Source organism: Streptomyces sp. NPDC060205 (assembly GCF_042728395.1).
GTDB lineage: Bacteria > Actinomycetota > Actinomycetes > Streptomycetales > Streptomycetaceae > Streptomyces.
In genome coordinates, this window is sequence record NZ_JBHWZP010000178.1 from 1 (window position 1) to 19,364 (window position 19,364).

At 72.7% G+C, this 19,364-nt stretch carries 14 protein-coding genes and 1 pseudogene; 12 read left to right on the plus strand and 3 right to left on the minus strand.

From position 1 onward, the window contains the following. Positions 1-90: 90 nt before the first annotated feature. The gene (locus ACFWGJ_RS27255; RefSeq protein ID WP_387329517.1) at positions 91-291 is read right to left on the minus strand and encodes a helix-turn-helix transcriptional regulator; all 201 of its coding nucleotides are present in this window, start codon (positions 289-291) and stop codon (positions 91-93) included. A gap of 332 nt (positions 292-623) precedes the next feature. Here ACFWGJ_RS27255 and ACFWGJ_RS27260 point away from each other — a divergent pair, with 332 nt between their 5' ends. The 3 genes from ACFWGJ_RS27260 (at position 624) to ACFWGJ_RS27270 (ending at position 3,223) form a co-directional block, all read left to right on the plus strand. Then, positions 624-1,292, plus strand: coding sequence for a TetR/AcrR family transcriptional regulator (locus ACFWGJ_RS27260; protein WP_387329520.1), 669 nt, complete (start codon positions 624-626; stop codon positions 1,290-1,292). Between the two features lie 7 nt (positions 1,293-1,299). Next, a complete protein-coding gene (locus ACFWGJ_RS27265; protein ID WP_387329523.1) occupies positions 1,300-2,103 on the plus strand; it encodes an SDR family NAD(P)-dependent oxidoreductase in 804 nt (267 codons plus the stop codon). A 79-nt stretch (positions 2,104-2,182) separates the two neighbouring features. Further along, a complete protein-coding gene (locus ACFWGJ_RS27270; RefSeq protein ID WP_387329526.1) occupies positions 2,183-3,223 on the plus strand; it encodes an NAD(P)-dependent alcohol dehydrogenase in 1,041 nt (346 codons plus the stop codon). 258 nt (positions 3,224-3,481) lie between these two features. On the opposite strand, the gene ACFWGJ_RS27275 is transcribed toward ACFWGJ_RS27270, so the two are convergent. Next, positions 3,482-4,135: a TetR/AcrR family transcriptional regulator gene (locus tag ACFWGJ_RS27275; protein ID WP_387329529.1), complete on the minus strand. Its 654-nt coding sequence runs from the start codon at positions 4,133-4,135 to the stop codon at positions 3,482-3,484. A gap of 160 nt (positions 4,136-4,295) precedes the next feature. On the opposite strand from ACFWGJ_RS27275, the gene ACFWGJ_RS27280 reads away from it, so the two are divergent. Further along, the gene (locus ACFWGJ_RS27280; RefSeq protein WP_387329532.1) at positions 4,296-5,066 is read left to right on the plus strand and encodes an SDR family NAD(P)-dependent oxidoreductase; all 771 of its coding nucleotides are present in this window, start codon (positions 4,296-4,298) and stop codon (positions 5,064-5,066) included. Positions 5,067-5,102: 36 nt separating this feature from the next. On the opposite strand, the gene ACFWGJ_RS27285 is transcribed toward ACFWGJ_RS27280, so the two are convergent. Continuing rightward, positions 5,103-6,443 carry a family 43 glycosylhydrolase gene (locus ACFWGJ_RS27285; RefSeq protein ID WP_387329535.1) on the minus strand — a complete coding sequence of 447 codons (1,341 nt, stop codon included), beginning with the start codon at positions 6,441-6,443 and terminating at the stop codon, positions 5,103-5,105. Positions 6,444-6,893: 450 nt separating this feature from the next. Here ACFWGJ_RS27285 and iolC point away from each other — a divergent pair, with 450 nt between their 5' ends. The 8 genes and pseudogenes from iolC to ACFWGJ_RS27325 all read left to right on the plus strand — a co-directional run bounded on the left by iolC (position 6,894) and on the right by ACFWGJ_RS27325 (position 19,304). Continuing rightward, positions 6,894-7,868 carry a 5-dehydro-2-deoxygluconokinase gene (iolC, locus tag ACFWGJ_RS27290; protein ID WP_387329538.1) on the plus strand — a complete coding sequence of 325 codons (975 nt, stop codon included), beginning with the start codon at positions 6,894-6,896 and terminating at the stop codon, positions 7,866-7,868. Positions 7,869-7,879: 11 nt separating this feature from the next. Next, a pseudogene (locus ACFWGJ_RS27295) lies at positions 7,880-8,109 on the plus strand (5-deoxy-glucuronate isomerase); the annotation flags it as partial. A gap of 158 nt (positions 8,110-8,267) precedes the next feature. After that, positions 8,268-10,163, plus strand: coding sequence for a 3D-(3,5/4)-trihydroxycyclohexane-1,2-dione acylhydrolase (decyclizing) (gene iolD, locus ACFWGJ_RS27300; protein WP_387329540.1), 1,896 nt, complete (start codon positions 8,268-8,270; stop codon positions 10,161-10,163). A 34-nt stretch (positions 10,164-10,197) separates the two neighbouring features. Further along, on the plus strand, positions 10,198-11,700 hold the full coding sequence (mmsA, locus tag ACFWGJ_RS27305; RefSeq protein ID WP_387329543.1) for a CoA-acylating methylmalonate-semialdehyde dehydrogenase: 1,503 nt from the start codon (positions 10,198-10,200) through the stop codon (positions 11,698-11,700). A 265-nt stretch (positions 11,701-11,965) separates the two neighbouring features. Continuing rightward, positions 11,966-13,384: an APC family permease gene (locus ACFWGJ_RS27310; protein WP_387329546.1), complete on the plus strand. Its 1,419-nt coding sequence runs from the start codon at positions 11,966-11,968 to the stop codon at positions 13,382-13,384. Positions 13,385-13,720: 336 nt separating this feature from the next. Then, positions 13,721-16,507 carry an alpha/beta fold hydrolase gene (locus ACFWGJ_RS27315; protein ID WP_387329549.1) on the plus strand — a complete coding sequence of 929 codons (2,787 nt, stop codon included), beginning with the start codon at positions 13,721-13,723 and terminating at the stop codon, positions 16,505-16,507. After that, the gene (locus tag ACFWGJ_RS27320) at positions 16,504-17,367 is read left to right on the plus strand and encodes an ABC transporter permease (protein ID WP_387329552.1); all 864 of its coding nucleotides are present in this window, start codon (positions 16,504-16,506) and stop codon (positions 17,365-17,367) included. The genes ACFWGJ_RS27315 and ACFWGJ_RS27320 overlap by 4 nt, the downstream gene beginning before the upstream one ends. 212 nt (positions 17,368-17,579) lie before the next feature. Next, positions 17,580-19,304: a VWA domain-containing protein gene (locus ACFWGJ_RS27325; RefSeq protein WP_387329554.1), complete on the plus strand. Its 1,725-nt coding sequence runs from the start codon at positions 17,580-17,582 to the stop codon at positions 19,302-19,304. The last annotated feature ends 60 nt before the right edge of the window (positions 19,305-19,364 follow it).

Here is a 19,364-nt window from a genome sequence, read left to right on the forward strand (position 1 = left end):
CCCGCACGGTGGACGTGCGGGGCCCCCTCGCGTGCCGGGCGCCGTGCCGGGCGTGGCGACGGGCGGCCGGCCGGGCGGCGCGACGGGCGGTCAGCCGCCCTTGCGGCCCCTGTTGCCCGGCCGGGAGGCGACCCACGCGCGGACGGTGTCGGCGTACCAGTACGGCTTGCCGCTCTCCACGTGGTCGGGCGCGGGCAGCAGTCCGTGTTTGCGGTAGGACCGCACAGTGTCCGGCTGCACCTTGATGTGCGCCGCGATCTCCTTGTACGACCAGAGCCTTCGGTCGGTCATCCGTAGCACCTCCCTGCGCGCGCCGCGGCGGCGGCCGAGGGGCGGCCGTCGGGGGAGCCGGGCGCTGCGCTGGCGATCACAAGCCTGTGCTCGGTGAACGACACAGAGTGACAACGCGGCAGGGGCTGTCGCGCGGGTGTGACGCAAGACCCGCGTACGCGTGACATGTGTGACAGAGGGGTGTCTTTTGTGACACGGGTGACGCATTGGACCTCAGGGGATTCTTGCCATCGGCGCCGTTTGCGCCTTCGGGTCTCATCCTGGGATCCCGCCGAAGACATGTCCCAGTGGGAAACATGTCCCATTGGGACATGAAGGAGTATTCTGAGGGTATGGAGGCAACGGAGCCCAGCACCACCACCGAGGACCGCCGGCAGCGCAAGGCCCGGCAGACCCGCAACGCCCTCGCGACCGCCGCCGTCGACCTGATCCTGGAGCGCGGCCTCGCCGCCACCACGGTCGAGGCCGTCGCGGAGCGGGCGGACGTCACCCGCCGCACCTTCAGCCGGCTCTTCGCCGGCAAGGAGGACGCGGCCCTCGACTTCGTACGAGGGGACGGCGACCGCATCAACGCGCTGCTGCGCGGGCGGCCCGCCGCCGAACCGCCGCTGCTCGCCTACCGCCGGGCCGTGCGCGACTGGCTCGCCGACCGGGACGACCCGGCTTGGCACGTGCGCCCCCGGACGCGGCGGCTGCTGGCCCTCCTCGACAGCGAGCCGGCCCTGTTCGCGGCGTACGAACGCATCCGGGTCGACGCCCAGGACGAGTCGGTCCGCATCCTCGCCGACCGGCTCGGCACCGACGACGTACTGGACGTGCGCCCCGCCGTCGTGGTCGACGCCGCCGCCGGAGTCCTCACCGCCGCGCTGCGCATCTGGGCGCGCGGCACGTCCGGCCCCGACTCGGCGGCCGAGGACCTCGCCGCCCTGGTGGAGCGGGCCTACGACGCCCTGACCCACGAGGCCGCGTCCGCGGTCTCGTACGACACCCCCGAGAAGTGAGAGCACCATGAGCACCACCGGCACCACCCCTGTCACCGGCACCACCCCCGTCACCGACTACGCCACCGAGTTCGCCGGGCGGACCGCGCTCGTCACCGGCGCCGCCTCCGGCATCGGCCTGGCCACCGCCCGCCGCCTCGGCGCCGGCGGCGCGAACGTCGTGATCGCCGACTACAACGCCGAGGGCGCCGAGAAGGCCGCCACCGACCTGCGCGCCGAGGGCTTCGAGGCCGCCGCGGTCGCGGTGGACGTGACGAGCCCCGACTCCGTGGCGGCGGCCGTCGCCTTCGCCGTCGACACCTTCGGCGGGCTCCACCTGGCCGTGAACAACGCCGGCATCGGCGGCCCGAGCGCGCCGACGGGCGAGTACGACATCGAGGCCTACGACCGCGTGATCGCCACCAACCTCAACGGCGTCTTCTACTCCCTGCGCCACGAGCTGCCCGCCATCGAGGCGGCCGGCGGCGGTGCCGTGGTGAACGTCGCCTCCATCCTCGGCTCGGTCGGCTTCGCGGGCTCCTCCGCGTACGTGGCCGCCAAGCACGGCGTGGTCGGCCTGACCAGGACCACGGCCGCCGAGTACGCCGCCAGGGGCATCCGCGTCAACGTGGTCGGCCCCGGCTTCATCGAGACCCCGCTGCTCCAGGGCATGGACAAGGAGGCCTACGACGGCCTGGTGGCGCTGCACCCCGCCGGCCGCCTCGGCCGCCCCGACGAGGTCGCCGAACTGATCGTCTTCCTGCTGTCCGCCCGGGCCTCGTTCGTGACCGGCGGCTACCACCTGGTCGACGGCGCCTACACCGCCGTCTGAGCCCCGCGGCAAGCACGGGAAGCAGCAGAGCAGTAGCAGAGCGCAACAGACACAGACAGACACAGAAAGAAGCAAGGCCATGAAGGCACTGCAGTACCGCTCCATCGGCGCCGCCCCCGAGGTCGTGGTCGTCCCCGACCCCGAACCCGGCCCCGGTCAGGTCCTGTTGAAGGTCACCGCCGCCGGCGTATGCCACTCCGACATCGCCGTGATGAGCTGGCCCGCCGAGGGATTCCCGTACGAGCTGCCGCTCACCCTCGGCCACGAGGGCGTGGGCACGGTCGCCGCGCTCGGCGCGGGAGTGACCGGTGTGCGCGAGGGCGACGCGGTCGCCGTGTACGGCCCCTGGGGCTGCGGCAGCTGCGCCAAGTGCGCGGAGGGCAAGGAGAACTACTGCCTGCGCGCCGACGAGCTCGGCATCCGTCCGCCGGGGCTCGGGGCGCCGGGTTCGATGGCGGAGTACCTGCTGGTGGACGACCCCCGGCACCTGGTGCCGCTGGACGGGCTCGACCCGGCCGCGGCGGTCTCGCTGACGGACGCGGGACTGACGCCGTACCACGCGATCAAGCGGTCGCTGCCGAAGCTGGTACCGGGCTCGACCGCCGTGGTCATCGGCACGGGCGGGCTCGGACACGTCGCCATCCAGCTGCTGCGCGCCATGTCCCCGGCCCGGGTGGTCGCGCTCGACGTGAGCGAGGAGAAGCTGCGGCTGGCCCGCGCGGTCGGCGCCCACGAGGCGGTCCTGTCCGACGCGCAGGCCGCCGCCACGGTGCGTGAACTCACCGGCGGGGTCGGGGCGGAGGCGGTCTTCGACTTCGTCGGGGCGCAGCCCACGCTGGCCACCGCGGGAGCCGTCGCGGCGGTCGAGGGCGACATCACGATCGTCGGCATCGGCGGCGGAACGCTCCCCGTCGGCTTCGGACAGCTCCCCTTCGAGGTGTCGGTCAGCGCCCCCTACTGGGGCACCCGCGGCGAACTCGTCGAGGTCCTCGCGCTGGCCCGCTCCGGCGCGGTGTCGGTGCACACCGAGACCTTCTCCCTGGACGAGGCCCCCCTCGCCTACGAGCGCCTGCACGAGGGCAGGATCAACGGCCGAGCGGTGATCCTCCCGCACGGCTGAACGGACACGGCGGAGCTGTCGGCGCGGCCTTGCTCTCTCCCCCGGCGGCGCGGGCGGCCTTGATCGCACAGGCCGCAGCGCCGGCTTCATGGGCGGCCACATGGGCGACAACCCCGGCCTGCCCGGCGGCGTACGCGGCATGCCGGCCCACCCCGCACCCGACCATCCGGCCCCAGCCCCACCCCCAGGGGCGCGGGGAACTGCGCGACGAGCCACATCTGGCCCGCACGACACGGACCACGGGCCAGCCCCACCCCCTCAGGGGCGCGGGGAACTGCGCAATCCTTCACGCCCACCCGCCGCGCGCGGGTCCTCGGGCCGCGCCGCCCGCAGATGCGCGATCCCGGTGTCGAGCGCCGCCTTCAGATGGGTCGAGTCGCCCGTGGACATCATGATGGTCACACCGCCCTGGACGCCCGCCAGCAGCGCGGCGGCCTCCCGGTCCGCATCGAGGGCGGGCGACACCAGACCGTTCGTCTGCAGGGCGTGCATGCCGCGGGCGAGCTGCTCCTGCCACTGGCGCATCAGCTCCGTCACGATCGCCCGCGCACCCGGGCGGTCCCGGCCCACCTGGAGGAACAGCGAGCCCAACGGGCAGTGGTCGCCCTGTCGTTCGTACCGTTCCACCACCACGTCCCGCCACCGCCGCCAGGACTCCCACGAGTCGAGGCGCCCCAGGTGCGGCTGCTGGTCGGCCAGGACGCGGTCCGCCTCGAACTGCGCCACCGCCAGCAGCAGTTCGTCCTTGCCGGCCGGGAAGTAGTGGAACAGCTGGCTCTTGCTCGTGCCGGTGCGGCCCCGGATGTCGTCGAGCGTCGTGAACGCCACGCCCTGTTCGCGCAGTACCTCGGCCGCCCCTTCGACGATCCGGGCCCGGGTGGCCCGGCCCTTCACGGTCGCCGCTCCCGGCATCCCCGCCTCCTCGTGGCCCCTGATCCGCCCGCCGTCCGGCCGGCCGTACCGACGGTACCCCCGTTCTGGACTTGCTGGTCCATTTTCTGCGGCGCACAGTGGTCCGCGCACGCCGGGGGAGCGCCCCGGCGGACGCGACGGAGACAAGGGAGACCACGCCATGAGTGAGCGGCTGCGGAACAGGACAGCACTGGTCACGGGCTCGACCAGCAACATCGGACAGGCGATCGCCGAGGCGTTCGCCGCCGAGGGGGCCCATGTCGTCGTGTCCGGGCGCAACGCGGACCGGGGAGCGCGCGTGGTCGAAGGGATCCGCGCGGCGGGCGGCCGGGCCGACTTCGTCGCGGCGGACCTCGACGGCAGCGCGGAAGCCTCCCAGGACCTGGCCGGGCGGGCCCGGCAGGCCCTGGGCGGGCGGATCGACATCCTGGTCAACAACGCCGGGATCTACCCGTCCCCCGGTACCGCCGACACCGACGAGAAGACGTTCGACCAGGTCTACGGCGTGAACGTGAAGGCGCCCTTCTTCCTCACCGCCGCCGTGGTCCTGGGCATGGCGGACTCCGGCGGCGGCGTGATCGTCAACCTCGGCTCGTGGATCGCGCGCCTCGGCGTCCCCCGCGGGGCGCTCTACAGCTCCACCAAGGGGGCCATGGAGACGCTCACCCGGGCGTGGTCCGCGGAGTTCGCGCCGCTCGGCGTACGGGTCAACGCCGTGTCGCCGGGCGTGATCCTGCCCCCGGCCCCGGCGGGCGCCGAGCCGGGTCCGGGCGAGATCATGATGAAGGGCACCCCGGCCGGCGGCGTCGGCACGCCCGAGGCCATCGCGTCCGCGGTGCTCTGGCTGGCGAGCGACGAAGCGTCCTTCGTGCACGGAACCGTGGTGGACGTCGACGGAGGCAGGACCGGGGTCGCCGTCGTCGCCGCGTAGGGGCCGCGCGGGGCGGGCGCGCCCGGGGCCGGCGCCTCAGTCGCGGCGCCGGACGTACAGCCGGTTGCCCTTCGGCCCGGTCCACTCCACCCGTACGACACCGGGCACGGCGGCCTCGGCGAGCCGCGAGGCGTTGGACCAGTATCCGAAGTTCGGGTTGTTGAAGAACGTCGCCCACAACTGCCCGCGGTGGTCCTCGAAGAAGTTGTTGTGACCGGCGCCGACGCCCGCGGTCCAGCGCTGCGAGTACGGCCCCTCGAAGGTGTCGGAGACGGCGACGACGGCGTCGTACTGGTACTGGACCCGGCCGGCCGCGGCGGTGTCGTAGGCCTGGCGGGTGGTGCCGTCGGCGTTGACCGAGGTCCGGTCCCACGCGGCGTGCAGCAGGAAGTACTTGCCGCCGTACCTGAACACGTACGCGCCTTCGAGATACGGCTCGGGCGAGTAGGGCGACTGCCGGAACGCCGGGAGGTTGGTCGTGGGGACGATGTCCTCCATGTCGTCCCGGAACCTGGCGTACAGGTTGTTGTGCAGCACCAGCCAGGCGTTGTCGCCCTCGGAGTACAGGCTGCCGTCGATGTGGTGGTAGGCGCCGGGCTCGATGAAGGCGGGGCCGCCGATGAACGAGTCCCCGAAGGGTTTGCCGAGGTTCCCCTCGACCAGCCGGTACGGGCCCTCGACGCCGCCCTCGCTGACGAGCATGAACGAACCGACCTTCTTGGAGTGGTCGCCCATGCACGCGACGAGGTACCACGTGCCGTTGAAGCGGTGCAGTTCGGGCGCCCAGGCCTGACCGCGCTTGCCGAAGGTGTCGTCGTACCAGTACTCCTGCCAGGGGGCGACGACCGTGCGGCCGGGCCGGTTCTCGCCGACGAACTCGGGCGACCACACCTTGCCCTTCTCCGCGCCGGGCCGCACCCCGGTCGTGTCCGCCAGTCTCCAGGGCCCCTGGAGGGAGCGCGCGGTCCACACGAAGATGCCGTCGTTCCACGGTCCTGCCGTGTCGAGTCCGGGCACCCGCGTGGTGCCGGTGGCGACGTAGAGGGGGCGGCCGTCAACGACGAAGCAGTTGACGTACGTGTCACGCATCCAGACCACCCCGCGCTCCTCGTCGCGAGGCCGCAGCTCCAGCGGCAGTACGAAGGAGTTGTCGTCCCTCGGCCAGAGGTCCGGGCGGGTGTCGGCGAGGCCGTAGGGGGCGGGATCGGGCCAGTTCGCCGGATGCCGCCGCCCCGACGCGGACGCGGACACCGGCGCGGACGCCGCCGCGGCGGACGCGGGCCGCGCGGGCAGGGCCGCCGCCGCGCCCAGACCGGCGGCGGCCCCGGCCAGCAGGGAACGGCGTCCGACGGGCGGTCGGTTCTCATGGCTGGTCATCGGTCGACTCGCATGCCGCCAGCATGAAAAGCCCAGATGATCTACGTCAAGACACCGACGATTTAATCCGCGGGGCCTGACCGCCAAGAACGATTTAATCCGCCGGAGCCTGACCGCCTAGGGGCGCGGGGAACTGCGCGCCCGGCCCCCACGCACCCGCACCCGACCTCGCCCCGACCTCCCCAACGCCTCACCCCGCCTGCGATCCGCCACACCAGCGATCTAATCCGCCGGAGTCTGACCGCCCAGGGGCGCGGGGAACTGCGCGACCAGCCCCCACGCACCCGCACCCGACCCCGTCCCGACCCCGCAGCCGCCCCCACCCCGCTCGCGGTCCGCCCCCGATCCGACCCGTCCGCGTCAAGACATGGTCCGAATGTCCGGACAACCAATTGACAGGGCTCTATCGGCGCCGCTAGACCTGGGGTCCACCGATGCGGAGGGAACTCGATGGTCGAGTCAGCGGAGTCCAGTGCGTACGACCTCATCACCATGGGGCGCATCGGCGTGGACCTCTACCCGCTGCAGACCGGCGTGCCCCTCCCACAGGTGACGTCCTTCGGGAAGTTCCTCGGCGGCTCGGCCGCCAACGTGGCGGTCGCGGCGGCCCGGCTCGGCCGGCGCACGGCCGTCGTGTCGCGGACCGGGGACGACCCTTTCGGCACGTATCTGCACGAGGCGCTGCGGGACTTCGGCGTCGACGACCGCTGGGTGACGCCGGTGCGCGGGCTGCCCACGCCGGTCACCTTCTGCGAGGTGTTCCCGCCGGACGACTTCCCGCTGTACTTCTACCGGCAGCCGAAGGCCCCCGACCTGGAGATCGACGCCCACGAACTGGACCTGGACGCCCTGCGGGACGCCCGGATCCTCTGGGTCACGGGTACGGGCCTGAGCGAGGAGCCCAGCCGCACGGCCACGCTCGCGGCGCTGGCCCACCGCGCCAGGTCCGGCCCGACGGTCTTCGACCTGGACTGGCGGCCGATGTTCTGGACCGACCCCGCCGAGGCCCGCCCCTTCTACGCCGAGGCCCTGCGCCACACCACGGTCGCCGTCGGCAACCTCGACGAGGTGGAGGTCGCCACCGGCCTGCGCGAACCGCACGCCGCCGCCCGCGCCCTCCTCGACGCGGGCATCGAACTGGCCGTGGTCAAACAGGGCCCCAAGGGCGTCCTGGCCGTGCACCGCGACGGCGACTTCGCGGAGGTCCCGCCGCTGCCGGTCACGGTCCTCAACGGCCTCGGCGCCGGTGACGCCTTCGGCGGCGCCCTCTGCCACGGCCTGCTGGCCGGCTGGGACCTGGAACGCGTCATGCGCCACGCCAACGCCGCGGGCGCCATCGTCGCCTCCCGGCTGGAGTGCTCCTCCGCCATGCCGACCCTCCCCGAGGTCGAGGAAGCTCTCGCGGCCGGGGCGGTGCCGCGGTGAACGGGAGTGCCGTGCTTCCACCGGGCGGTGGTTGTACGGTGCGCACAGAGGGGAATAAAGAGGGCAAAGTGTTTGAACACCTGGGCGGGGAGCGCGTGTTCGCCGGAGCCACCGGCTCCGGCCACGCCCCCGTGGTGCCCGGGCACAGATCGCCTCCGGCGCGGAAGTCCGCTTCGCCCTGGCAGGAGCGAAGTGCGAGCGACGACTCCCCGCCCGCTACGGCTCCGCGCCGGAGGTTCCCGCCCCGCCCGTACGCGCTGCCGCGGTGGCATGAGGCGACGCGGTCCGGATCGGCGGGCGGGCCGTAGAGACGCAGGGCCCGTTCAGACGTATGACGTGGCGGATCAGCTTCCATCCGTGATTCCACCCGTGACACGTAGAGAGCACAGAGGGCTACCGATGACAGAGCCGAGGTCAACGACGACAAGGCTGACGGTCGCACAGGCGCTGGTGCGGTTCCTCACCGTCCAGTACACCGAGCGCGACGGCGTGCGGCGCCGCCTGATCGACTCCACCTGGGGCATTCTCGGCCACGGCAACGTCGCCGGCCTCGGCCAGGCGCTCCTGGAGTACGGCGACGGCATGCCGTACCACCAGGGCCGCAACGAACAGGCCATGGTGCACGCGGCGGTGGGCTACGCGCGTCAGTCGAACCGTCTCTCCGCACAGGCCGTCACCACGTCCGTCGGCCCCGGCGCCACGAACCTCGTCACGGGCGCCGCCCTCGCCACGGTCAACCGCCTCCCGGTGCTCCTGCTGCCCGGTGACGTCTTCGCGACCCGTCCCGCCGACCCGGTCCTACAGCAGCTCGAAGTCCCGTACGCGGGCGATGTGTCCGTCAACGACTGTCTGCGCCCGGTGTCGAGGTACTTCGACCGGATCACCCGCCCCGAGGCCCTGGTCCCGGCCGCCCTCCAGGCCATGCGCGTGCTCGCCGACCCGCTCGACACGGGCGCCGTCACCCTCGCGCTCCCGCAGGACGTCCAGGCGGAGGCGTTCGACTGGCCCGGGGAGTTCTTCGCCGCACGCGTGTGGACCGTACGCCGTCCGGTCGCCGACCCCGCGCAACTGGCCGTCGCCGTCCGGACGATACGGACGGCCAGGCGGCCCCTGGTCGTCGCGGGCGGCGGGGTCCACCACAGCGAGGCCGAGGACGCGCTGCGGGAGTTCGCCGACCTCACCGGCATCCCGGTCGCCTCCACCCAGGCAGGCAAGGGCTCGCTCGCCTGGGACCATCCGGCGGACGTCGGCGGCATCGGGCACACGGGCACCGCGACCGCCTGCGAACTCGCCCGCACCGCCGACCTGGTGATCGGCGTCGGCACCCGCTGGACCGACTTCACCACCGCCTCCGGCACCCTCTTCGCCGCCCCGGGCGTGCGCTTCCTGAACATCAACATCGCTTCCTTCGACGGGCACAAGATGGCCGGGCAGCCACTGGTCGCCGACGCGCGCACCGCGCTGGAGGCCCTCACCGCGGCCCTCGCCCCGCACGGCCACCGCGCCGGGCCCGCGTACGTCACCGAGTACACCGACGACAAGGAGCGCTGGGAGCACCGCGTCGACGCGGCCTTCGAAGCCGAGGACCCCTACGCGCGGCCCACCCAGCCGCAGGTCCTCGGCGCGCTCGACGACCTGGTCACCGGCGACGACATCATCGTCAACGCGGCCGGCTCCCTCCCCGGCGACCTGCACAAACTCTGGCGCGCCCGCTCCCGCGACCAGTACCACGTCGAGTACGGCTACTCCTGCATGGGCTACGAGATCCCGGCCGCGATCGGCGTGCGGATGGCGGCCCCGGACCGGCCCGTGTGGGCCCTGGTCGGCGACGGCACGTACCTCATGATGCCCACCGAGATCGTCACCGCCGTCCAGGAGGGCATCGCCATCAAGGTGGTCATCCTGCAGAACCACGGGTACGCGTCCATCGGCGGCCTCTCCCAGACGGTCGGCGGCGAGCGGTTCGCCACCGCCTACCGCCACCGCTCCGAGGACGGCACGTACACGGGGCGCCCGCTCCCCGTCGACCTGGCCGCCAACGCGGCGAGCCTCGGGATGCGGGTGCTGCGCGCCAAGACCGTGGACGACCTGCGGTCCGCCCTCGCCGAGGCGCGGGCCGCCGACACTCCCACATGTGTCTACGTGGAGACCGAAACGGCAGACACAGTGTCGGGCGCGCCCCCGGCGCAGGCCTGGTGGGATGTTCCTGTGGCCGAGACCGCGACCCGACCGTCGGCGGTCAAGGCACGCGCGCTGTACGAACGGCTGGCCTCCACCCGGCGCCGCCATCTGTGACGTAGTTCTTGGGCATGACAAGGAGTTCTCGGGCATGACGAAGATCGTCAACCACTGGATCGGCGGCAAGACCGCCGACGGCACGTCGGGTTCGTACGGGCCGGTCACCGACCCCGCGACCGGCGCCGTCACCACGAAGGTCGCCTTCGCGAGCGTCGAGGAGGTGGACGCCGCGGTCGCCGCCGCGAAGGACGCCTACGCGAGCTGGGGCACCTCGTCGCTGGCCAAGCGGTCGGCGATCCTCTTCGCGTTCCGCGCGCTCCTCGACGCCCACCGCGACGAGATCGCCGCCCTGATCACCGCCGAGCACGGCAAGGTCCACTCGGACGCGCTCGGCGAGGTCGCGCGCGGCCTGGAGATCGTCGACCTGGCGTGCGGGATCACCGTCCAGCTGAAGGGCGAGCTGTCGACCGAGGTGGCCTCGCGGGTCGACGTGGCCTCGATCCGCCAGCCGCTCGGGGTCGTCGCGGGCATCACACCGTTCAACTTCCCGGCGATGGTCCCGATGTGGATGTTCCCGCTGGCCATCGCCTGCGGGAACACCTTCGTGCTCAAGCCGAGCGAGAAGGACCCGTCGGCGGCCGTCCGGCTCGCGGAGCTGTTCGCGGAGGCCGGACTGCCCGACGGCGTCCTGAACGTCGTGCACGGCGACAAGGTGGCCGTCGACCGCCTCCTGGAGCACCCGGACGTCAAGGCGGTCTCCTTCGTCGGCTCCACCCCCATCGCCCGGTACATCCACACCACCGCCTCCGCCCACGGCAAGCGCGTCCAGGCCCTCGGCGGCGCCAAGAACCACATGCTGGTCCTCCCGGACGCCGACCTGGACGCGGCGGCCGACGCGGCCGTCTCCGCCGCCTACGGTTCGGCGGGCGAGCGCTGCATGGCCATCTCGGCCGTCGTCGCGGTCGGCGCGATCGGCGACGAACTGGTCGCGAAGATCCGCGAGCGCGCCGAGAAGATCAAGATCGGTCCCGGCACCGACCCGGCCTCCGAGATGGGCCCGCTGATCACCGCGGCCCACCGCGACAAGGTCGCCTCGTACGTGACGGGCGCCGCCGCGCAGGGCTCCGAGGTCGTGCTCGACGGCACCGGGTACACGGTCGAGGGCCACGAGGACGGCCACTGGATCGGGCTCTCGCTGCTCGACAAGGTCCCCACCGACGCGGACGCCTACCGGGACGAGATCTTCGGCCCGGTGCTGTGCGTGCTGCGCGTGGACACGTACGACGAGGGGGTGGCCCTCATCAACGACTCGCCCTTCGGCAACGGCACCGCGATCTTCACCCGGGACGGCGGCGCGGCCCGCCGCTTCCAGCTGGAGATCGAGGCCGGCATGGTCGGCGTGAACGTGCCGATCCCGGTGCCGGTGGGCTACCACTCCTTCGGCGGCTGGAAGGACTCCCTCTTCGGGGACCACCACATCTACGGCAACGACGGCACGCACTTCTACACCCGCGGCAAGGTCGTCACGACCCGCTGGCCGGACCCCTCGGAGGGCCCGGCGGGCGTGGACCTGGGATTCCCGCGCAACCACTGAGCGTGCCGGCACGTTCCGCCGGCACACCTTCCGCCGGCACCCTCCCCCGATGAATATCGGCTGTGAATTTCGGCGCCCGTGCTGCGGTTACCGCACGGGCGCCGATGGCTGAGGCTGCTTGCGCGACCCTGCCAAGAACGGCAGTTGAATCCTCCTCGACCTACGGATTCCGTAGGTGAAGGACCGTTGACGATTCGGATTCCGCAGGGTTCGATGCGGCACGGGAGCACGCACCCCCGCCGCACGAGTCGATCGGAACCGCTCCATGACTGACACGCTTCGCACTGTCGACTCCGCTCCCGTCCCCCTGGCGCCGGACAGCGGTCCCGACGGAGCCGGTACCGGCCCCCGTACGCTCAAGCGGTCCATCGGGGTCGTCGGCGGCACCCTGCTCACGATCTCCTGCGTGACACCGGCCTCCACGCTCTTCGTGGTCGTGCCCGACCTGTTCGGGTCCCTCGGCACGGCGACGGCCCTCACCGTCGCCATCGGCTCGCTGCTCTGTATCGCCGTGGCGTTCTGCTACTCGGAGCTGGGCACCCTCATCCCCAGCGCGGGCGGCGAGTACGCCATGGTGTCGACGATGGCCGGACGGCTCGCGGGCTGGCTGGTCTTCGTCCTGTCGCTCCTCGTCGTGATGATCGTCCCGCCGGTGATCGCGATGGGCACGGCCGACTACCTCGCGCCCCTCGTGCACCTCGACGCGTCCTGGGCGGGCGCGGGCGTGATGGTGCTCGCCACCCTCGCGGGCCTGCTCGACCTGCGGGCCAACGCCTGGATCACCGGGATCTTCCTGGTCCTTGAGGTCATCGCGGCGGCCGTCGTGGCCGTCCTCGGCTTCGCGCACGCCGAGCGCGGGGCGGACAGCCTGGTGTCCATGGAGGTGGCAGGCCCCGGCGGACACCCGGACACCGTGACGGTGATGCTGGTGGTCTCCGGGCTCGCTATCGCCCTCTTCGTCACCCAGGGCTTCTCGACGGCCGTCTACCTCTCCGAGGAACTGGAGAACCCGCGCCGCAACGTGGCCCGTACGGTCCTGGCCACCCTCGCCATCTCCACGGTGATCATCCTCGTGCCGGTGGCCGCGATCACCCTGGGCGCCCCGGACCTGGCCGCGCTCACCGGCGGGGACATCAGCGGCATGGTCGCCGCGTGGTCGAACTCGGCGGTCGGCACGTTCGTCAGCCTCTGCGTGGCCCTCGCCATCATCAACGCGGGCATCGTCATGGTCATCCAGAACTCCCGCGTGCTGTTCGCCTCCGCCCGCGACAAGGCCTGGCCCGAGCCGGTCAACGACGTCCTGTCGAAGCTCGGCCGCTTCGGCTCCCCGTGGGTGGCGACGCTGGTGGTGGGCGTACCCGGCGCGGTCCTGTGCTTCGTCAACCTCGACACCCTGTACGGCATCACGGGCGTCTCCGTCACGAGCATGTACATCCTCGTGGCGGTGGCCGCCCTGCTGGCCCGCCGGGGCCCCCACGCCCACACCCACGCCTGGCGCATGCCGCTGTGGCCGACGCTCCCGGTCCTCCTCATCGCGGTCCTCGTCTACGTCCTCACCATGCAGGACCCGACGTACCTGGCATGGACGGGCGGCATCACAGCAGCGGCAACCCTCTACTGGGCCCTGTACCTACGCCCCCGCCAGACCACCCGCTGGCTGGTAACGGTCCCGGACACCCACTAGGGGCGCGGGGAACGGCGCAATCTTTTGCTTTTGGAGGGGCGCAGCCCCTCAAGGGGCGCGGGGAACGGCGCGACCGGCCACGACGCTCCCGCACCCACCCACGGCCGAAGCCCCCCACCCCCTCCAGGGGCGCGGGGAACGGCGCAATCCTTTCGCCCCCAAGGGGCGCGGGGAACGGCGCGACCAGCCCCCACCGACCCGCACAGGCCCACCGGCGAAGCCACCCCGCATACCGCACGCGCGGTACATGTGACAGCCCTCGTACTCCTACGGGATACCGCCAACCTCCCCCCACCGACCCCACCCCCACCCGGCAGGGCCCCGTACGGTTGAGCCATGGATCTTCGATTGCCCGCAGCACCACGACGATGGCTGCGAGGCCCACGCCGCTGGACCGCCGCGGCCCTCGTCGTCGTACTCGCCGGCGCCGGGACATGGACCGCGGTCGCCTCCGACGAGGCACCCGCGGTGCACCGCGCCGACCGCGTCATCCCCACGGCGGACGGAGTGAGGATCGACACGTCGTACTTCACCTCCGGCTCCACCGGCTCCACCGCTTCGGCCGGTTCCGGCGACCGCCGCCCCGCCGTCCTCCTGACCCACGGCTTCGGCGGCGACAAGGAGGACGTACGCAAGCAGGCGGAGGACCTCGCCCGCGACGGCTACGCGGTCCTGACCTGGTCGTCCCGCAGCTTCGGCAACTCCACGGGCAAGATCGGCCTGAACGACCCGAAGGGCGAGGTCGCCGACGTCTCCAAGCTCATCGACTGGCTCGCCAAGCGCCCCGAGGTCGAACTCGACAAGGCCGGCGACCCCCGGGTGGGCGTCGCCGGAGCCTCGTACGGCGGCGCGGTCTCCCTCCTCGCGGCCGGCTACGACCAGCGCGTGGACGCCATCGCCCCGGCGATCACGTACTGGAACCTCGCGGACGCCCTGTTCCCGAACGGCGTCTTCAAGAAGCTCTGGGCCGGGATGTTCATCAACTCCGGCGGCGGCTGCACCACGTTCGAGACGCAACTCTGCGAGATGTACGAGCGCGTCGCGGAGTCCGGGAAGCCCGACGCCGCGGCGATGAAGCTTCTGGAGGAGCGCAGCCCCTCCGCCGTCGGCGACCGCATCAAGGTGCCCACGCTCATCATGCAGGGCCAGACCGACTCCCTCTTCCCGCTCGGCCAGGCCGACCAGATCGCCAAGGCGGTCAAGGCCAACGGCGCGCCCGTGGACGTCGACTGGATCGCCGGCGGCCACGACGGCGGCGACATGGAGACGGACCGCGTCCAGGCCCGCGTGACCTCGTGGTTCGACCGCTACCTCAAGGACGACAAGAACGCCGACACGGGCCCCGCGTTCCGCGTCACCCGCACCGGCGGCATCGACACGACCGACGGCGGCGCCCAACTGCGGGGCGCCGACGGGGACACCTACCCCGGCCTGACCGGCGGCGACCGCGAGGTGGCGCTGAGCGGACGCGAGCAGAAGTTCTCCAACCCCGCGGGCGCCAGCCCGCCCGGCATCTCGGCCCTGCCCGGTCTCGGCGGCGCCGGCGGCCTCTCCCAGCTGTCCTCGCTCGGCGTCGGGGTGTCGCTCGACTTCCCCGGCCAGTTCGCCCGCTTCGACTCCAAGGCCCTGACCAGGGACCTGCGGATCACCGGCTCACCCACCGTCACGGTGAACGTGAAGTCGACGACCGACGAGGCCGTCCTCTTCGCCAAGGTGTACGACGTCGGCCCCGGCGGCCGGCAGCAGGTGCTCCCGTCCCAGCTCGTCACCCCGGCCCGGGTCGCGACCGGCGACAGCGGCAAGGACGTGCGCCTCACGCTCCCCGCCATCGACCACGAGGTGCGCAAGGGCCACCACCTGCGTCTGGTCCTCGCCTCGACCGACCTCGGCTACGCGTCCCCGCTGACGGCCGCCACGTACACCGTCTCCCTGAAGAGCGACCTCGCCGTGCCGACCGCGCCCGGGGTGACGGCCGGGGCGGCGGGGCTGCCCGCCTGGGTGTGGTGGCTGCCGGTCGCCGGCGCGCTGACCGCGCTCGTCCTGCTCCTGACGGGCCGTCGCCGCACCGCCACGACCCCGCCCGACCCGGCGCTCGCCGAGGTCCCCCTCCAGATCACCGACCTGAGCAAGCGGTACGCGAAGTCCTCGGACCGCTATGCCGTACGGGACCTGTCGTTCCGCGTGGAGAAGGGCCAGGTGCTCGGTCTGCTCGGCCCGAACGGCGCGGGCAAGACCACCACGCTGCGCATGCTCATGGGCCTCATCAAGCCCGACGGCGGCGAGATCCGGGTCTTCGGGCACGCGATCCGGCCGGGCTCACCGGTCCTGTCCCGGGTCGGCGCCTTCGTGGAGGGCGCGGGCTTCCTCCCGCACCTGTCCGGCCGCGAGAACCTCGACCTGTACTGGCAGGCCACCGGACGCCCGCCCGAGGACGCCCACCTGGAGGAGGCGCTGGAGATCGCGGGCCTCGGCGACGCGCTGTCCCGCGCGGTCCGCACGTACTCCCAGGGCATGCGCCAGCGCCTGGCCATCGCCCAGGCCATGCTCGGCCTCCCCGACCTGCTGATCCTCGACGAACCGACCAACGGCCTCGACCCGCCCCAGATCCGCGAGATGCGCGAGGTCATGATCCGTTACGCCGCCGCGGGGCGCACGGTCATCGTGTCCAGCCACCTCCTCGCCGAGGTCGAGCAGTCCTGCACGCATCTCGTCGTCATGGACCGCGGCCGGCTCGTCCAGGCAGGACCGGTCCACGAGATCATCGGCTCCGGCGACACCCTCCTCGTAGGGCTCGCGGCCGACGTCCCGGACCCGCTGGTGGAGAAGGTGGCGGCGCTCCCGGGCGTCGACTCGGCGGTCCGCACGGACGATGGCCTGCTGATACGGCTGTCGGCGCGTGTCCCGGTGACGGTGGACTCCGGGGCGGCGAGTTCGGCAACGGCGGTTTCCGGAACACCCGTCGGCGACTCCGTGGCCGTCGATGCCTCCGTGCCCGTCGACGACTCCGCGGCAGCCGCCCGGCTCCTCGTGGAGCTGGTCCGGCTGGAAGTACCGGTGGCCTCCCTCGGCCCCCACCGCCGCCTGGAGGACGCGTTCCTCACCCTGATCGGAGGCTCCGCGTGAGCACACTTGTCGAGCGTGCCGAAGTCGCGGACGGCTACCGGGCCGGGCGGACCCTGCCGTTGCGGGTCGAGCTGATGCGCCAGCTGAAGCGGCGCCGCACGCTGATCATGGGGGCGATCCTCGCCGCCCTGCCGTTCGTGCTGGTCGTGGCCTTCGCGATCGGCGGCCAGCCGGAGGGCCGTGAGGGCCGGGTCACCCTCATGGACACGGCGACGGCCTCGGGCGCCAACTTCGCCGCGACGAACCTCTTCGTCTCGGCGGGCTTCCTGCTCGTCATCCCGGTCGCGCTGTTCTGCGGGGACACCATCGCCTCGGAGGCCAGCTGGTCCTCCCTGCGCTATCTGCTCGCCGCACCCGTGCCCAGGGCCCGCCTCCTGTGGTCCAAGCTCGTGGTCGCACTCGGCCTCAGCCTCGCCGCGATGGTGCTGCTGCCGGTCGTCGCGCTGCTGGTGGGCTCGGTCGCGTACGGCTGGGGTCCGCTGGAGATCCCCACTGGCGGCTCCCTGTCCGCGGGCACGGCGGCCCAGCGCCTGGTGATCGTGATCGCGTTCATCTTCGCGTCCCAACTGGTCACCGCCGGGCTCGCGTTCTGGCTGTCGACGAAGACCGATGCCCCGCTGGGCGCGGTGGGCGGCGCGGTCGGCCTGACGATCGTCGGGAACGTACTGGACGCGGTCACCGCCCTCGGCGACTGGCGCCACTTCCTGCCCGCGCACTGGCAGTTCGCGTGGGCCGACGCGGTGCAGCCCACCCCCGAATGGGGCGGCATGATCCAGGGCACGGCCGTCTCGGTCACGTACGCGCTGGTGCTGTTCGCCCTGGCGTTCCGCGGGTTCGCCCGCAAGGACGTGGTGTCGTAGAAGCTCCGTGAAGCGGCTTCCGCCCTCCCCTCCCGGTGCCCCTCGGGCCCTCCGGTGACCCCCAGGTCTCCGGAGGGTCACCCACCGGTCTCGACCGGCGCCCACCGTGGCCGCATCGAGATCCATCCGCAACGCCTCGTGCCGCTCCTTCCGCCCGCCCCGGCCGTCACAGTCACAGACGTCGGCTCACAGCGGTCACCGAGGGGACACACATGAGGCGCACCGAACGGCAGCGGACAGAGCGGTATCGGACAGAGCGGGCTGACACGTGGGGAGGGTCGGCGGGCTCGCGGCGACCGCGCGTGCGACGGCAGGGGCGGCGGGTGCGGGGCGTGTTCGTCGCGGCGACCGTCTCGCTCGGACTCCTGCTCACCGCCTGCGGCGGCCCGGCCGGCGAGGACTCGAAGGACCGGAGCAGCGGTGAGACCCGGGAGGGCAACGGCTTCCCGGCCCCCGCCCCCGCCCGGCCGACGGGCCCGCCGGACACGGGCGGGCGAACCGGTCAGGGCTACGAGGACGACGAGGGCAAGGGCGAACTCCGGGAGACCGCGCCCCCGGCCGACTACCTCTCCACGTTCGCCCTGGACGTCGACACCGCGTCGTACGGCTACGCGCGCCGGACCCTGCGGGAGGGCCGGCGGCCCGACCCGTCGACGGTCCGCCCCGAGGAATTCATCAACAGCTTCCGCCAGGACTACGAACGCCCCGACGGCAACGGCTTCACGGTGACGATGGACGGCGCCCGTACGGCGGCCCCCGAGGACGGCTTCGCCGAGGAGAACGCCGAGGAGAACGCCGAGGAGAGCCGGGACTGGCGCTTCCTCCGCGTCGGCCTCGCCACCCGGGAGGCCGAGGACAGCGGCGAACGCCGGCCCGCCGCCCTCACCTTCGTCATCGACGTCTCCGGCTCGATGGCCGAACCCGGCCGCCTGGACCTGGCCAAGGAATCCCTCGACGTGATGACGGACCGGCTGCGCGACGACGACGCGGTCGCACTGGTCAGCTTCAGCGACGAGGCGAGGACCGTGCTCCCGATGACACGCCTCGGCGACCACCGGGGCCGCGTCCACGAGGCGATCGACACCCTCGAACCCACCGACTCCACCAACCTCGGCGCGGGCGTCACGACCGGCTACCGTACGGCCGTCGAAGGGCTGCGGGAAGGCGCCACCAACCGGGTCGTGCTGCTCTCCGACGCGCTCGCCAACACCGGGGAGACCGACGCCGACGCCATCCTCGACCGGATCGCGGACGCCCGCCGCGAGCACGGCATCACGCTCTTCGGGGTCGGCGTGGGCAGCGACTACGGCGACGCGCTGATGGAACGCCTCGCGGACAAGGGGGACGGGCACACGACGTACGTGTCCGGGGCGGAGGAGGCGCGCAAGGTCTTCTGCGACGAGCTGCCGCGCAACATCGACCTGACGGCGAGGGACGCGAAGGCACAGGTGTCCTTCGACCCCGCCACCGTGGACCGGTTCCGGCTGATCGGCTACGACAACCGTCAGGTCGCCGACGAGGACTTCCGCGACGACCGCGTGGACGGCGGCGAGACGGGTCCGGGGCACACGGTGACGGCGCTGTACGCGGTACGGGTCAAGCCGGGGGCGAGGGGGCACGTGGCGACGGCGACCGTGCGGTGGCTGGACCCGTCCACCCGTGTCCCGCACGAGGAGACGGGCCGGGTGGAGGCGGACGCGCTCGACGCCCCGCTCTGGGGTTCGGCGACCGCGCGCAGCGGGCTTCAGGTCACGGCGGTCGCGGCGTACTTCGCGGACGCGCTCCGCTCGGGTGACGGTCGGTGGGGGGCGCTGCCGGGGGCGTTGCCGCTGCGCGAACTCGGCCGCCGCGCGTCGGAGCTGGCCGCGACCACGGAGAGCGCGGCGATCCGCACCCTGTCGAACACGATCACCCAGGCGTCAACGCTGGCCCCATAACCCAGGCCGCGGGCCGGGTGCACCCCGGCGGGGGCTGGCCGCGCAGTTCCCCGCGCCCCT